The organism is Mycolicibacterium sp. lyk4-40-TYG-92, from assembly GCF_030209435.1.
Lineage (GTDB): Bacteria > Actinomycetota > Actinomycetes > Mycobacteriales > Mycobacteriaceae > Mycobacterium.
Genome location: NZ_JARVRX010000001.1, coordinates 648,017 through 664,007, shown reverse-complemented (window position 1 = coordinate 664,007; position 15,991 = coordinate 648,017). Strand labels below are relative to the sequence as shown.

The 15,991-nt window shown below is 68.1% G+C and carries 13 protein-coding genes; 7 read left to right on the top strand and 6 right to left on the bottom strand.

The genetic code is table 11. The features are described from left to right. Positions 1-7 precede the first annotated feature (7 nt). The 3 genes from QRN63_RS03305 to QRN63_RS03295 are packed head-to-tail and all read right to left on the bottom strand — an operon-like array spanning position 8 to position 5,822. A complete protein-coding gene (locus tag QRN63_RS03305) occupies positions 8-619 on the bottom strand; it encodes a DUF7158 domain-containing protein (RefSeq protein WP_285029189.1) in 612 nt (203 codons plus the stop codon). Next, the gene (locus tag QRN63_RS03300) at positions 616-4,821 is read right to left on the bottom strand and encodes a glycoside hydrolase family 38 N-terminal domain-containing protein (RefSeq protein WP_502888085.1); all 4,206 of its coding nucleotides are present in this window, start codon (positions 4,819-4,821) and stop codon (positions 616-618) included. Before QRN63_RS03300 ends, QRN63_RS03305 begins: the two co-directional genes overlap by 4 nt. A gap of 44 nt (positions 4,822-4,865) precedes the next feature. Beyond that, complete coding sequence (locus tag QRN63_RS03295; protein WP_285029187.1) at positions 4,866-5,822, bottom strand: helix-turn-helix transcriptional regulator; 957 nt, start codon at positions 5,820-5,822, stop codon at positions 4,866-4,868. Between the two features lie 61 nt (positions 5,823-5,883). Here QRN63_RS03295 and QRN63_RS03290 point away from each other — a divergent pair, with 61 nt between their 5' ends. Further along, the gene (locus tag QRN63_RS03290) at positions 5,884-6,399 is read left to right on the top strand and encodes a DinB family protein (RefSeq protein ID WP_285029186.1); all 516 of its coding nucleotides are present in this window, start codon (positions 5,884-5,886) and stop codon (positions 6,397-6,399) included. A 2-nt stretch (positions 6,400-6,401) separates the two neighbouring features. Then, positions 6,402-7,001, top strand: a complete 600-nt coding sequence (locus QRN63_RS03285; RefSeq protein ID WP_285029185.1) for a DinB family protein — start codon at positions 6,402-6,404, stop codon at positions 6,999-7,001. 51 nt (positions 7,002-7,052) lie between these two features. On the opposite strand, the gene QRN63_RS03280 is transcribed toward QRN63_RS03285, so the two are convergent. Further along, positions 7,053-7,655 (bottom strand): TetR/AcrR family transcriptional regulator, encoded by a 603-nt coding sequence (locus QRN63_RS03280; protein WP_285029184.1) that lies wholly within the window; start codon positions 7,653-7,655, stop codon positions 7,053-7,055. 74 nt (positions 7,656-7,729) lie between these two features. Between QRN63_RS03280 and QRN63_RS03275 the strand changes: the two genes are divergently transcribed. From QRN63_RS03275 to QRN63_RS03260, 4 genes are all read left to right on the top strand, one after another. Next, positions 7,730-8,728 (top strand): oxygenase MpaB family protein, encoded by a 999-nt coding sequence (locus tag QRN63_RS03275; protein ID WP_267318902.1) that lies wholly within the window; start codon positions 7,730-7,732, stop codon positions 8,726-8,728. Positions 8,729-8,801: 73 nt separating this feature from the next. After that, positions 8,802-10,157, top strand: coding sequence for an ABC1 kinase family protein (locus tag QRN63_RS03270; protein WP_285029183.1), 1,356 nt, complete (start codon positions 8,802-8,804; stop codon positions 10,155-10,157). 4 nt (positions 10,158-10,161) lie between these two features. Next, the gene (locus QRN63_RS03265) at positions 10,162-11,088 is read left to right on the top strand and encodes an alpha/beta fold hydrolase (protein WP_285029182.1); all 927 of its coding nucleotides are present in this window, start codon (positions 10,162-10,164) and stop codon (positions 11,086-11,088) included. Between the two features lie 211 nt (positions 11,089-11,299). After that, positions 11,300-12,196 carry a cyclopropane mycolic acid synthase family methyltransferase gene (locus tag QRN63_RS03260; RefSeq protein WP_267318899.1) on the top strand — a complete coding sequence of 299 codons (897 nt, stop codon included), beginning with the start codon at positions 11,300-11,302 and terminating at the stop codon, positions 12,194-12,196. Positions 12,197-12,252: 56 nt separating this feature from the next. Here the strand turns inward: QRN63_RS03260 and QRN63_RS03255 are convergent, their stop codons facing one another. Next, on the bottom strand, positions 12,253-13,878 hold the full coding sequence (locus QRN63_RS03255; protein WP_285029181.1) for a cellulase family glycosylhydrolase: 1,626 nt from the start codon (positions 13,876-13,878) through the stop codon (positions 12,253-12,255). A 479-nt stretch (positions 13,879-14,357) separates the two neighbouring features. On the opposite strand from QRN63_RS03255, the gene QRN63_RS03250 reads away from it, so the two are divergent. Then, positions 14,358-15,302 (top strand): endonuclease/exonuclease/phosphatase family protein, encoded by a 945-nt coding sequence (locus tag QRN63_RS03250; protein WP_285029180.1) that lies wholly within the window; start codon positions 14,358-14,360, stop codon positions 15,300-15,302. 1 nt (position 15,303) lies between these two features. On the opposite strand, the gene QRN63_RS03245 is transcribed toward QRN63_RS03250, so the two are convergent. Then, positions 15,304-15,954 carry a M15 family metallopeptidase gene (locus tag QRN63_RS03245; protein WP_267318895.1) on the bottom strand — a complete coding sequence of 217 codons (651 nt, stop codon included), beginning with the start codon at positions 15,952-15,954 and terminating at the stop codon, positions 15,304-15,306. Positions 15,955-15,991 lie beyond the last annotated feature (37 nt).

Below are 15,991 nucleotides of genomic sequence, written 5' to 3'. Positions count from 1 at the left end.
CGCGCCTTCAGTGCCGGTGGACGTGGTCGGGCTGACGCGGGTCGCCGGGGTGTTCATAGCCGGGCTCCAGGTGCACCGACTCCGCGCGGCGGGCATCGAGCCAGTGCCGGAAGGCCCGTCGGCGCGCGGACGCGATCAGGTGAGCGGCGATCTGCCGCCGCACCTGAGCCAGTTGCGGGCCGACCGTCGGCGCGGTGGACCAGCCACCGGGGACGGGTACGGGCGGCGCGAACCGCAGGGGGTTGCGGGCGTGGTAGCGCTCGATCTCCTCGTCGGCGATCCGGACCTCGGCGGTCACCCGGACGAACAGCGCCCGCGCCAGCGGCTGTTCGAGCGCGGCGGCGGCGATACTGCCGAGTTCCATCCGCGCAGCGGCGTCGGGGAGTAGGTCGGCCTCCGCCGGCGCCTCCCCGTCCGTCACGCCGAGTTCGTCCGCCGCCACCCGCACGATCTCGTCGGCAACCAGCAGCTGCGCCAACCAGCGCCGCAGTTGCCGGCCCTCACCGGTCCCCGGCCGCGGCAGCGATGACGCCAATGTGCCGGCGCGCAAACGTGATTCACGCTCGTCGAGCGCATCGACCGGAATTTCCCGCCCCGCGACGGTGGCGACGCGGTTCATCGGACCCGCACCGACACCGCCGGCGTGTAGAGCACCCGGCCGGCCGCGGCGATCCGGATGAGCGCCCACCACTGCCCCGGCCCCACCCACGACGGCGGCGCCACGTCGAAGTCGAATGCGACGGTGCCGCCCGCCGGGACGTCGGCGCCGAGCACATTGGGCCCCAACCATTCCCACGTTCCCCACGGACTGATCAGGTGCGCCTCCAGGCTCAGCGGCGCGCCGGCGGCAGAGCCGACGACGACGCTCAGGTCGGCGTGTTCACCGGCGACGACGTCGACGGCTTGAGGTTCCTCGACCAGCCTCAGCAGCGGGGCGTCGCCGGGTTCGCCGACCGTGACGACACAGACGTCCTCGACCATCTGCCGCCACGCGGCCGGAATCTGATGATGTTTGTCGCCGCCGGTGACCGCCAGCTCGACCCGCACCGGATACCGGCCGACGGGGACATCGGCCGGAAGTTCCAGCCGCACTTCGGTTTCCAGATAGCCACCCGGAGGCAGCACGAAGGGCAGTTCGTCCGGGGTGGCCCGCCATCGGTCGGGGCTCAGCACCCGAACGCGGCCGTGGAGTGCGGCGTCGGTGCAGTCGCTGGCGGCGGTGACGCGCAGCCGCAAAGGCGTTCCCGGTTCGACCGACATTTCGGTGGGGTGCACATGCGCCACCGCGGGCAGTCCGCCCAGCGGCGCCGGGCCGCGGTTATGTAGCCAGTATCGGGCGTAAAGCGGTTGGGCGATTTCGGCATCCGGGGCGAGGGTGTCGTTGTCGCCGTTGAGCACGTGCGGCAGGTCGAGCCGAGCCCGTACGGTGGCGATCTCGAAACCGTGCAGCCGCAGGTCATTTCCGGGGGCAGTGACCGGTTGTTCGAGCAGGTCCAGTCGTTCGACGTCCTCAAGGTGCCGCAGCCCTGAGGTGACGTCGACCGCCGTCGGCCGGCCCGAGGTCTGGACCAGGCGCAGGGTGATGCCCGACCTGGGGTCGACGGGAGCGCTGTGGCCCGTGGCGATCGGGTTGCCGGTGGCCTTCAGCGCGGCCAGCGTCACGTCGGACGCGGGTTCCACGCCCAGCAGGGACCCGGTGCCCGGCAATCCGCCGGCCACCGCGGGATGCGCCGTGTGCACCGCGAGCAGTGGCTGCGAGTACTCGGCGCTACGGCCCGGGATGCCGGCGGCGCGCCAGTCTCCGTCGCCGGCGGCGATGGCGTAGTCGAAGGTGTGGGTCCAGTGCTGCAGCTGGAAGTTCGAGCCGTCGGGTGCCGTGCGGCGCGGTGGGTCGATCCAGGTGCCCGACGGCCAGCCGGTGCACGACCGCATCAACGAGGTGTGCAGGGCGCCGTCCGGTTCGACGGCGAAACCCGGTACGCCGCGGTTCAGCAGAGCCACACTGCGGGCCTCGAAGGGTCCGATGCCTGCTGCGACATCCTGCTCGACAGCGATGTCGGCGGTGGCGAGCGCGGCGATCAGCTCGTCGATGGCGCCGGGTCCGGCGACGATCAGCACCGGCAGTGCCCGCACTCCGGTCAGGTCGGCGCCGGGGACCCAGCGCCGTACCAGGTCGGCGTCGGCGGGCACCCAGAGCCGGGCGCTTCCGGTCGTCAGGCGGCGCCGTAGTTCCGCACCGTAGGCCGGGTCGGCCGCGGCCAGAACCGCTGCGGTGAAAGCATTCTCGTCGGGGCCGCCGAGAGAGATGCGGGCGTCGGGCAGGTTGGAGTCGACGGCGAGATCGCCGTAGCGCGGCCTGTCGGCACTGCTGCAGGTGGCCGTCACCCCGGACCGGACGAGCGCGACCATCAGCTCGCGGGCCGGCGTCTCGGGATCGGTATGGGAGTTCCCGGCCGCTGGTACAACCACTTCGGCCACCGACACCGCCCGCACGCTCTCACCCTCCGCGTCGCGGACCCGGGCCCGCACCGCCGAAGACAGCCCGAACCATCCGTAGGCGGGGTTGTCCAAGGTGTAAGGGTGATCGGCCGTGTCGACGGCGTCGTGCGAATCCCGTTGGTGGAGTAGCCCGAAACCCCGGCCGATCACCGCGTCGCCGACCTCGCTGACCGGCAACGCGCCCGGCACCGGGCAGGGCCAGCGCAGTCGCAACAGCTTGTCGGCGCCGGCGAACTCGTCGATCACCGTCCGGCAGTCCACGCGGTCGATGCCGTGCCACAGCGTGATGGTCTGGGTGTAGCGCAGCACGTCGCCGATGCGCCCGGTGACCACCAGCCGCTCCCCCAGCGCGCTGCGGTAGGCCTGCACCGACTCAGCCGCGCGGTCGGCAGAGCCCACCACCGGCCCCTTGGGCAACAGGTGCCAGGGCCCTTCGTGTTCGGTCGGATGCGCGGAATGTTCGTCGTAGACGGCGATCTCGTTGCCGACCCGGCCCGTACCGATCAGCTCGAGGCCATCGCGCACCAGCGACGTCACCGCGCCGCCGCGGGCGGCGTCGACGGTGCAGCCGTACCGATCGTTGCCGATTGTGGTGCCGGACAGCGGTTCCCACGAGCCCGCCGCGCCGGGCCGCACCGCGGCTGCGCCGATCGTGTATCCCCGCCAGCCGAGCGACGGCACGTCGTGAGCCAGCCAGGTGACGGTATGGCCGTCGTCTTCGATCAGGACCGGGACGGGCGTGCCGTCCGCGTCGAGGACCGGCCCAGCCAGTGGTTCGTCGAGGTGGACGGTGACGATGTCGGTTCGGCTGTGCGCCAACGGGTTCCATACCACGATGTCGCCGTCGACGGCCCGCGACAGCAGTGCCACCGCATTGTCGCGGGCGGTCCTGCCGAGTTCCCAGGCGTCGCGCCAGCCGGTGAGCAGGTCGAGGTACACCTGGTCGGATTCCGACCCCGTGATGGCGTCGTGGTGTGCGCCGTAGGCCAGTTGCACCCAGGCTTTGGCCAGGGCGGCCTGCGGATACGTGGCGCCGGTGAGCAGTCCGGCGAACACCGCGAACCGTTCGGCTTCCAGCACGACGTTCTCCGCGGCCCGGTTGGCCTGCTTGGTGTCGATGTACGACACGTCCTTACCCGTGTAGATCGGGTTCATATCCCGCGTCTGTGGCGACGGCTGCGCACCACCGGCCGCGAGTTCGGCACGCACGGCGGCGAAGAACTCCCGCGGCAGCGCACACACGAAGCGGGGCCAGGTGTAGCGCGCCGCCCAGTCGCGGTGAATCTCGGTCACCCATTTGTTCGGCGGGGTGTAATCGGTACCCACCGGAAGGAGCACGTTGCGGGTCAGCGCAACCTTTTTCAGCTTCGCGAACGTGGCGTAGGTGGCCTCCTCGGCCTCCTGCAGCGAAGCCGACGAGTCCATCCACCAGCCGGCCGCGTAATGCGCAGGCATGTAATGGGTCAGCAGCCCGCGGCCCGACGGTGCGATCCAGTCGAATTCGCTCGCGAACTGCATGCGCTCGGGGTCGCCGTCGCGGTGCATCGGACCCCACTGGTGGTGCGGACCGCGGGCCCACGAGCTGGAGGTCAGACCGGCGTCGGCGGCCATACCCGGGAATTGCGGATCGTGGCCGAACACGTCCAGCTGCCAGGCCGTCGCCGGGTCGGCGCCCATGACGTCGCGCTGAAACCCGATGCCGTGCACGAAGTTCCGGATCGCCGTCTCGGGACTGGTGAGATTGGTGTTCGGCTCGTTGTACGTGCCGCCCATGATCTCGACGCGTCCCTCGGCGAGCAGCGCGCGCAGCTGGGCGCGCTGCTCGGGGTGGGTGTCCCAGTAGGGTTTGAGATAGTCGACCTCGGCGAGGACGAACTTGTATTCGGGCTCGCGCCTTGCCATTTCGAGATGCGCGGTGACCAGCTCGAAGCCGTTGGTCTGCCGGCACCGGCCGGGCGGGTCCTCGGTCCACACGCTGGTGTAGGCGGCCTGGGTGTTCCACCACACCGGGTCGTAGTGGAAGTGGCTGATCATGTGCATGGTCCAGCCGGGTTCGGCGACGGCGAACTCGAAGGGCATCTGCTCGCCGCCGATCTCGAGATGCGCGGCCCGGATCTGGCCCGGTTGTCCGCCCTCGACGACCACCGGAATCTCCACGAAGCCGTCGCCCGGTCGAGTCATGGCCTGGCCGCTGAGCCCGTCTCCGGTGACCCGGACCTCGGTGGGCTGCGCGCATCCGGTGTAGTCCACCCGGACGATCTGCAGCGGTTCATCGGCCGGCCCGACGAACAACTCGGTGGAAACTACCGCCGTCACTTGCAGGAGTCGTCCCGTCGACACCCCTGCCACCATACGGCGCATCGGCATCAGCTGGGCGGCATTGCCGCACGCAACCGGTCGGCCACCACGCCGGCCGCGGCGACCACCTCGGGCGGTTCGAGCACCTCGAACCGATAGCCCGGCATCGCAAGATGCAACACGATGCGTTCGGGTTCGTCGCCCCCGGCGGTCACGATGCAGCGGTCCGGCCCGTCCGCCTCGATCTGCGCCGATGACGCGGAAAACACCTGCGCCAGTTGGCTTTCGGATGCCTCATACCGAACCCGCGCGACGTAGCGGTACGGCGAAGCCGTGATGGCATTCCGGACGAACTCAGCCGGATCCGGCGCAGGCCGCGGAGCGAACGTCGTCCCCGCTGCGGTGACGTCAGCCATCCGGTCCAGCCGCAGCGTCCGCCAGTCCTGCTTGTCGCGGTCGTACGCCAGCAGGTACCAGCGGCGTCCGGTGGTGACGAGTTGATAGGGCTCGAGCCGGCGCTCGGTGCTGTTGCCGCGGATGTCGGTGTAGCCGAGTCTGACGTGTTCGCGGTCCCGGCAGGCACGGGCGAGCGTCATCAGGTAGTCAGGTGACACTGTCTCGACCGAGCCGCCGGTCAGCGTCACCGTCGCGTCGTGCACGGCGGACACCTGCGACCGGAGCCGCGCCGGCATCACCTGGTCGAGTTTGGACAGTGCGCGCAGCGCCGATTCGCCGACGCCCGCGACGCTGCCGCCGGCCGCCAGCCGCAGGCACACCGCCATCGCGACGGCCTCCTCGGGGTCGAGCAGCAGTGGCGGCAACGCGGCACCGGCGCCCAATTGATAGCCGCCGTCGCGGCCCTTGCTGGCATGCACGGGATAGCCCAGGTCACGCAGCCGTTCGACATCGCGGCGGACGCTACGGCCGGTGACGCCGAGCCGGTCCGCCAGCTCCTGGCCCGTCCACACCCGGCGCGCTTGCAGCAGCCCCAGCAGTTGCAGCACGCGGCTCGTCGTTTCGGACATGACAACACTCTGCCGCACTCATAGGACAAAAACAGTCCTAATTAGATGTCAGGCTTTCCACGTGACCGAAGAACTGGCCGACCAACTCGACTGGCACTGGCAACACCAGCTGCGTCCCCGTCTCGAGGGACTGACCGACGACGAATACTTCTGGGAGCCGGTACCCGGCTGCTGGACCCTGCACCCCGACGGATCCATCGACTTCAGCTATCCGCCACCACAACCCGAGCCGTTCTCGACCATCGCGTGGCGGCTGGCGCACGTCATCGTCGGCGTCCTGGCCATGCGGAACCATTCACATTTCGGCGGACCACCGGCCGACTACGAGTCATGGCCGTACGCGCTCGACGCCCGCACGGCACTGGAGCAGCTCGATGCCGCCTACGCGAACTGGATCACCGGGGTTCGCACGCTCGACGACGCCGCTCTGGCCCGGCCGTGCGGACCGGCCGAGGGCCCGTACGCCGACTTCTCAATGGCCACCCTGGTGCTGCACATCAATCGCGAAGTCATTCACCACGGAGCGGAAATCGCCTGCATCCGTGACCTTTACACCCACACCCAGAAGGAGAACTAAGCATGCCCGGACAACCCGCACCCGCCGGTGACGAGCGCCAGACCCTCATCAACTTCCTGGCGTTCCAGCAGGATGCCTTCGCGGCCGTCGCCCACGGCCTCACAGACGATCAGGCCCGTTCCACCCCGTCGGTGAGTGCGTTGTCGATCGGCGGCCTGATCAAGCACGTCACCGGCGTTCAGGCCGGCTGGATCGCGCGTGCGGTGGCCGCCCCCGACTTCCCGCCGCGCGACACGCGACCGATGGCCGAGATCATGGCCGAGTACGCCGACCAACACGTCATGCGCGACGACGAGAAGCTCGGCGACCTGCTGGACGCGCTGCGCGCACAGAACGCCGAGACACTGCGGGCCTTCGCGGAACTCGATCTGGACACCCTGGTCCCGATTCCGCACGACGTGCCGTGGTTCCCGACCGACATCGACCACTGGACGGTGCGCTGGGTCGGCATGCACATCATCGAGGAGCTGTCGCGGCATGCCGGCCACGCCGACATCATCCGCGAGTCCATCGACCGCGCGACCATGTACGAACTGCTGGCCGCCGAGGAGGAATGGCCGGAGACCGAGTTCATCAAGCGGTGGCGGCCCGCCGGCACCTAGCGCGAGATCGACGACATGGCTGCCCCGCGGTACCGCGGGGCAGCCATGTCGTCACTCTCGGCGCAGTACCAGTGCCAGCGCGGCGTCGACCACCACGTCCAGATCCGACCCCAAGGAACCGGACAGCCACTGCTGGGCCAGTTCGGCCATGGCGCCGGTGTACATGGCCGCGCCGACGCGCGCGGCGACAGGGTCCGAACCGGGATGTAGCCGGCCGCCCTCGGCCAGCACGGCGTCGAGCAGCAGGTCCTGCGTGACGGCGCGGCGCGCCGCCAGCACGGGGTTCGCGCGAGCTTCGGTGAACAGCACCCGCCCGCGGCGCGGATCGGCCGAACCGAAGCCCAGGACCGCGGCGATGCCCGCCCGGGTCCGGTCTCGCACCGAATCGCCCGCGACGGTGATCGCGGCGTCGACCACGGTGGCCAGTTCAGTGCTGACCTTGTCGTAGACGGCGCCCAGCAGGTCGTCGATGCCGTCGAAGCTCTCGTAGAAGTAGCGGGTGTTCAGTCCGCACTCGCGGCACACCGAGCGGACCGACAGCGCCGTCTCCCCACCGGAGCCGAACAGCTCGAATGCCGCGTCGACCAGTAATCCGCGCCGCTCGGTGCGGCGGTCGTCGAGCGGAACCCCCGCCCACCTGGTCGGTGTCGACATCCCCACAGCCTAGGTCTGGTCACACCCGTCACCAAATACTATTCTGGTTACGACCGTGACCAGAAAGGGTTGACGTGTACCTGCCGCACCAGTTCATCGAGCACCAGCTTCAGCACCGGTTCGACCAGACCATCCGGCGGAACTACTTCCGCGGCATGGAGTTCGCCGGCCCCGCGGGAGATCCGGGCTGGTTCGGCCCCGGCAGCGCCGTCTGGCATGTGCACTCCCACACCGAGGCCCTGATCTTCGGCCTGCAGTGCGCCGCGTTCATCGAGCGCCTCGACCCGTCCATCTACTGGATGGGCATGCACCACTCGCGCCTGGTCCAGCGCGACGAGAACGGCGATGCCGTCCCGGTGATCGACCCGAAGGGCGCGGTCGTCCGGCTGGGCCACTCCATCGCGTTCTTCATCGGCACCGCGTACGGCAGCACCGAAACCGCCGAGAACCTGGCCCGGACCGTGCGCGCCATGCACCACACCATCAAGGGCGTCCGCCCGGACGGCGCCGCATACGACGCCGACGACCCGGACTGGCTGCGCTGGAACTACGCCACCGTCGTGTGGGGCCTCGCGACCGCGCACGAGCTCTACCACCCGAACCCGTTGCGCGGCAAGAAACTTGACCGCTACTACGGCGAGTTCATCCGCGTCGGGCACGCCCTCGGCGGCACCGACCTGCCCACCACCAAGGCCGAGACCCTGGACTGCCTGAAGTCCTATCTGCCCAAGCTGGCACTGACGCACGGCGCCGCCATGGCCACCGGCCCGAATCTGCCGATGCCGCAGAGCGCCGTCGACTGGGCAGTCCGGGACACCATGCCGAAGTGGGCCAAGCAGCTGCTGGGCCACACCGACCCCAACCCGCTCGAGCGCACCGCCCGCCGCGCCGTCGTGTGGTCGATCATCAACGGCCTGCACACCGCTGCCGGACCGTTCCCCGAGTTCCGTCAGGCGAAGGCCCGCGTCAAGGGTGGGGTCGACCCGGAGCTGGCGCCGCACACCGTCCCGACGTACGTGCCCGGCAGCGACCCGGTCCGCAGCCGTGCCGACATCGAGAGCGTCTTCGTCTGATCAGCACCGACGAAAGAGAGTGACGCCGGGCACACCTTTTTGGCGGTACTCGCGGTTTTGAGACACTTCACCAATGGGTTCGAAGACACCGCACCGTGAGGGCGCCCGGCTGGACCGGGTGCCGCTGCCCGTCGAAGCCGCCCGCATCGGTGCCACCGGGTGGCAGCTCGCCCGGACCGGCGTACGCGTCGTCGGCAGCGCCTTCGCCAAAGGCAGCCTGCAGCAGAAGGTGATCAAGCAGGTCCCGAAGACCTTTTCGGACCTGGGCCCGACATACGTCAAGCTGGGACAGATCATCGCATCCAGTCCCGGCGCCTTCGGTGAGCCCCTGAGCCGGGAGTTCCGCAGCCTGCTGGACCGTGTCCCACCCGCCGACAAGGGCCAGGTCCACAAGCTCCTGCGCGAAGAGCTCGGCGGCGATCCGGCCGACCTCTTCGCCAGCTTCGACGACGAGCCTTTCGCCTCCGCTTCCATCGCCCAGGTGCACTACGCGACGCTGCACTCCGGCGAAGAGGTCGTCGTCAAGATCCAGCGCCCGGGCATCCGCCGGCGCGTGGCTGCCGACCTGCAGATCCTCAAGCGCGGCGCGCAGATCGCCGAACTGGCCAAGCTCGGCCAGCGCCTGTCCGCGCAGGACGTGGTCGCCGATTTCGCCGACAACCTCGCCGAGGAACTCGACTTCCGGCTCGAGGCGCAGTCCATGGACGCCTGGGTCGCGCACATGCACTCCTCGCCGCTGGGCCGGAACATCCGGGTGGCGCAGGTCTACTGGGACCTGACCAGCGAACGCGTGCTGACCATGGAGCGCGTGGAAGGCGTCCGCATCGACGACGCCGCCGCGATCCGCAAGGCCGGCTTCGACGGCGAGGAACTGGTCAAGGCCCTGCTGTTCAGTGTCTTCGAAGGCGGCCTCAGGCACGGCCTGTTCCACGGCGACCTGCACGCCGGCAACCTGCACGTCGACAAGGACGGCAAGATCGTCTTCTTCGACTTCGGGATCATGGGCCGCATCGACCCGCGGACCCGGTGGCTGCTGCGCGAACTCGTCTACGCCCTGCTGGTCTCGAAGGATCACGCCGCGGCCGGCCGGATCGTCGTCATGATGGGCGCCGTGGGCACCGTCAAACCGGAGGGCCAGGCGGCCAAGGATCTGGAGGCCTTCGCCACGCCGCTGACCATGAAGTCGCTGGGCGACCTGTCCTACGCCGAGATCGGCAAGCAGCTGTCCACCCTCGCGGACGCGTACGACGTCAAGCTGCCCCGCGAGCTGGTGCTGATCGGCAAGCAGTTCCTCTACGTCGAGCGGTACATGAAGCTGCTGGCGCCGCGGTGGCAGATGATGAGCGACCCCCAGCTGAAGGGCTACTTCGCCAACTTCATGGTGGATATCAGCCGCGACCACAAAAACGCCGAGGAAGCCGAGGACTAAGCCCATGCAGCCCGAACGAGACACCGACACCGAGGTCCGGACCGGATTCGCCCGCTCGGGCGACCTGGACATCGCCTACGAGGACATGGGCAATCCGGACGATCCGGCGGTCCTGCTCATCATGGGTCTCGGCGCCCAGCTGCTGCTGTGGCGAAAAGGCTTCTGCGACAAGCTCGTCGAGAAGGGCTACCGCGTCATCCGGTTCGACAACCGCGACGTGGGCCTGTCCAGCAAGATCGAGGGCAAGCGCTCCGGTTCCGCGCTGTTGCCCCGGATGCTGCGGTCGTACGCCGGTCTGCGCAGCGACGCGGTCTACACGCTGGAGGACATGGCCGACGACGCCGCCGCACTCCTCGATCATCTGAACATCGAGCAGGCGCACATCGTCGGCGGGTCGATGGGCGGCATGATCGCGCAGGTCTTCGCAGCCCGCTACCAGCACCGGACCAAGACGCTCGGCGTCATCTTCTCCAGTAACAACCAACCGCTGCTGCCGCCACCCGGCCCGAAGCAACTCAAGGCCATCACCACCCGCCCGCAGGACACGTCCCGCGCGGGCGTCATCGCGAACGCCGTCAACGTCGGCCGCATCATCGGCAGCCCCGGCTACCCGACGCCGCGCGAGCAGGCCGAGGCCGACGCCGCCGAAAGCTACGACCGCTCGTATTACCCCGTCGGCGTCGTCCGGCACTTCGGGGCCATCCTCGGCAGCGGCAGCCTGCGACGCTACGACGAGATGATCACCGTCCCCACGGTCGTCATCCATGGTCGGGCCGATAAACTGATGCGACCGAGCGGTGGTCGAGCAGTGGCCAAAGCAATCCGGCGCGCTCGGTTGGTGTTGTTCGACGGCATGGGTCATGACCTGCCCGAGCCCCTCTGGGACGACATCGCCGGCGAACTGGCAACCACATTTGCCGAAATCCCATAGACGTATCAGTCCGGTCACAGCCGCCGCCACGCTGGGGGAATGAACGCGGTTTCCGGCCTGAAGGTGGTTACGTTTGCTGTCCGGACTGACCGTGACGGCGCGTTACACCAACGTCAAGGAATCGGTCGGCTGCCAGGTATTGTGCGGTCACGATTGTGATTTAGTGACCGGCATCACCAGTGAGTGAGGAAGGTCAAGTTAGGTGTTACAGATGATTCAGGATTCGACTGGGGCCAAGGACATGCGGCCGCATTTCGAGGACATCCAGGCCCACTACGACCTGTCTGACGATTTCTTCGGGTTGTTCCAGGACAACTCCCGTAAGTACAGCTGCGCCTACTTCACCGGTCCGTTCGTCACGATGGAAGAGGCCCAGCTCGCCAACGTCGACCAGCATCTCGAACAGCTCGACCTCAAGCCCGGCATGACGCTGCTGGAGATCGGCTGCGGCTGGGGCCTGACGATGCAGCGCGCCATGGAGAAGTACGACGTCAACGTCATCGGCCTGACGCTGAGCAAGAACCAGCAGGCGTTCTGCACGGAACTGCTGAGCAACGCCAAGTCGGACCGTTCGCACCGGGTGCTGCTGAAGGGCTGGGAAGAGTTCCACGAGCCGGTGGACCGCATCGTGTCGATCGAGGCCTTCGAGCACTTCGGCTTCGAGCGCTACGACGACTTCTTCAAGAACTGCTACGAGATCATGCCCGCCGACGGCCGCATGACCATCCAGAGCAGCGTGAGCTACCACCCCATGGACATGGCCGCGCGCGGTAAGAAGCTCACGTTCGAGATGGCCCGGTTCATCAAGTTCATGGCGACCGACATCTTCCCCGGCGGTCGGCTGCCCAGCACCCAGATGATGATCGATCACGGCGAGAAGGCCGGCTTCAACGTCCCGGCGCCACTGTCGCTGCGCAACCACTACATCAAGACGCTCGGCGTGTGGGCCGCCAACCTGGAGCACCACAAAGAACAGGCCATCGCGATCTCCGGCCAGGTGAACTACGACCGCTACATGAAGTATCTGACGGGTTGCCAGTACTACTTCCTGGACGAGGTCCTCGACGTCAGCCTCGTCACCTACACGAAGGAAAAGGAAGCCGCGTAGGCATTTTCGACGAGTAGCGCCCCCGACCCGAGGTCGGGGGCGCTATTTTTTCGGGCTCAGTTGGCGGATGCCGACGACTTCGAACTCACGTCGCGGTGACCATGTGAGCGCTTCCCGACGACGGGCGAGGTCGGGTCGGACGCCTCATCGCCCGACTTGTCGGGTTTGGCCGCCTTGCCGTGCGCGCCCTTCGAGTGCGAGCTCGATCCGTCACCCTTGCGGGGTTCGGCGGTGTCCGAGGCTTTGTCGGACGGGTCGGCTGCCGCGACAGCGCCCGAAGCCGGGGTCTTGCCATCGGCGTCGATTGGCGAAGTGGTTGGCGCCGACGTGGTGTCGGCTGTCGCCGACGTGGTTGCCGCGCTGCTGCCGGTAGATACTTTCGGGTGCTTCTTCGTCGCCTTGGCGTCCGTCGACGTCGTCGCGGCTGCGGTGGTGGCCGTCGTGATGGTCGCGGCGGCGGTCGTGATGGTCGCGGCCGCGGTGGCGATGGCGGCCGCCTTCGCCGCGAGCGGCGTGGAGACCGGCAGGGTTCCGGTCAGGTGCGAACTGACCGCAGTCATCCAGGCATTGATGGCCTTGCCGAGCTGCTGGAATTCGCCCTGGATGGCCAGGCTGATCGACTGCAGCAGGCTCGCCAACGACTGGGCGATCGCGGTGACTCCCGAGACCACCCCACCGACAGTGGAGCCGATCCCGCCGGCCACACCGCTGGAGTACTGCTTGATCGCCGCCGCGATGACGGCGACTGCCAGCTTCGGCGTCCAGTCGGCGTTGTAGATGCCGTAACCGTCCGCGCCCGCGACACCGTCCTGCGCGGTGTAGATGAACACCGGACCGGCATACGCGATGGTCTGCCAGGTATCGATGAGGTTCTTGATCAGGTCGGCCTGGGTCTGCTGGCTCACGTCGTTGGTCGACGCGCCGAACTCGCTGATCCAGATCTTCAGGTTGCCGTCGCCGTACTGCTGCAAAAGCTTATAGATCGAATTCAACTGGGTCAGTGGGGAATTCGCGACGCCGGCGCCCGACGAGAAGGGCAACGACTCCTGATACGGGTGGAATGACAACGCGTCGAAGTAACCGGAAGCGCCGGCGGCCAGCATCTGTTTGACGAAAGTCACCGGGTCGAGCGTGATGCTGCCGAAGCTGATTACGCTGCCGAGTGCGCCGGCGACCACGGTGGCAGTGGGGTCGACGGCCTTGATCGCCGGGTATGCCGCCTTGAGCAGCGCGGCGTAGGCGGTGGCGTCGATCGGGTCCGAGGACAGTACGTAATTCGGCTCGTTCCAGATCTCGTATGCCGAGATGGTCGACCCGTAGCGTTTGGCCACCGCGGCCGCGAACGCCGCATACGTGGCGGGGTCCGGTGTACCTGCGCCCGTGATGGATGTGGACGAGCCCGCCCACGTCGGCGTGCTCGCGATCTCCGCCATGACGCCCATGTTCCGGGCCGCGGCCGCCTGCATGACCATGTCCATGTACGACCAGTTGTAGGTGCCCTGAGCCGGTTCGACAAAAATCCACGGGACGAAGACGCGAACATCCTGGACACCGATGGATTGCAGCGTGTCGAGCGTCTGGTCGATCTGAGCCTGGGTCTCGCCGTACAGTCCCGAGTCGGCGATGCCGATGGTCGACGGTGCCGACACGATCTCGGCAGTGTTCTCGACCTGGGCCGTCATCAGATTCGACGGCCCGGTCGACGGCGGGGCGTATGCGCAGATGATCGCGACAGGGAGTGCCGCGATAACGCCACGAAATGTGCAAGCCCGAAGAGATCCGCGCAGCGACCGATACATACCTGCCTCCTCACCCCGAACGACTGGCCAGCGAATTATTACGCGACCGTCGATGAATGGCGAAGACGTTACCGGTATTGCACGCGATAAATCTTCAGAACCGTCACATAAATAAACATACCTATGGTCAATAACCAGGTAGAGAGCTAATATCCATCCACAGTCTACAGAAAGGCGCCTAACAGGAAATACCAATGGTTTGACACAATTGCGATGCATAGCACACGTAATTACCGAATTCAGCAAATACTGATTATTGTTGCCAAACTCGCCGGCGCAGGCGTGAACACACGTCCGGTACATTTTCGAAATAGTTCGGCCGGCGCCGGTGCACATAACAACGACAGGGGCGGTCCATCGCGATGTGGCAGTCAGTTCTGACGTACGCGGGCGCGTTCTCGCTGTGCGCCGCCGTGGCCGGGCTCGCGGTGCGGTGGATTCCGATCGTCAACAGGTCGTTGTTGGCACTCGCGGCCGGCGCGCCGTACGCGCTCCTCGGCGCCCCGGTGGCGGCCATCCTGTTCGGTGTCACAGGAGACTGGCCACTGACAGCGGTCGCGGTCGCGACCACCGTCACCGCGGCCGTCATACAGCTGCCCCTGTTCCGGCGCGCGAAGGCGCCGTCAGGCACCGCGCTGCGGTTCCTGTCGGCCAATCTGCGCTACGGGCGGGCCGACGCCGAAGCCATCGTTCGGTATGCCGAGGATGGCGCGGATATCGTTGCGCTGCAAGAACTTACGCCCGCGGCGTTGACGCGGCTGGAGGCCGCCGGGCTGGACCGGCTGTTCCCGCACCGCGCCCTGCGCGAGATGGACGAACCCGGTGGCGTCGGACTCTGGAGTCGCCACCCGATCAGCGACATCCGCATCGACGACGGCTTCTGGCTGGGAATGCTGGCCGCTGACGTCCACCTGCCCGCCGCACCCGCCCCCACCCGGGTGCTCACCGTCCACCTGTCCGCGCCGTGGCCCGACCCGCTGCAGGGCTGGCGCGACGATCTGGCGCGACTGGCCGGCACGTTGCTGACGGCGGCCCGGGCAAGCACCGGCCCGGTGCTGCTGGCCGGCGACCTGAACGCGACGCCGGATATGCGCGAGTTCCGCCGGCTGCTGCGCCAGGGCTATCAGGACGCGGGCGCGCAGGCCGGCGCCGGCGTGGTGCGCACGCATCCGTCCGACATCGTCGCGCCGCCCGTGTTCGCCGTCGACCACATCCTGACGCGCGGCTACGTGGCCACGTCGCTGCGGACGCTGCAGGTGCCCGGATCCGACCACCGGGCCCTGCTGGCCCAGTTGGTCGCCGGCTGACTCAGTTCACCGGCACGTCGAGGATCGGGCGCGGCTCGGACGCCCCCGGCCCGTTGAAGTGCCACCACTCCCCCGGATACACGCTCAGCCCGCCGGCGACCATGGCGTCACGCAGCCGGGCCCGGTTGGCCTGCTGCTGCGGGGTGACTCCCGTGGTCGCGTAGGCCGTCGCGCGCGGCGTGAAGTCGTCGAAATCGGTGCCCATGTCGACGCCGGTGATGGTCACGTCCACCGACCGACCGGACTCGTGACTGCGCGCGAACTGGCTGGGTTTGGCGACCCAGTTGGGGTCCGGCACGGCCTGGAACATCCGGACCTGCACGTCATGCGGGCGGTAGCAGTCCCAGAACGTCAGCACCTCGCCGCGCGCGCGCAGAATCCGGGCGGCGGTGGCCAGCCCGGGCGCCATGGACTCGTGGATCAGGCAGCGGGCATCGGCCGGATACAGCGGGACCCCGACGAAGTTGTTCGGGGTGGCGTACCGCAGGTCGATCACCGCATCGGGGACGACGGTCCGGACGTCGATCAGTCCGGCCGCGGCGGCCTGCGGTGACACCGGCGGCGGGGCGGGCTGCGGCGCCGCCGAGGCGGCACCGACATCACTCACCGCGAGCGCGGCGCCCAACAGCACCGCGAGGGTTCGCACGAACATGTGTCGAGGTTGCCAGATCCCGGTGCCGGACAACTAC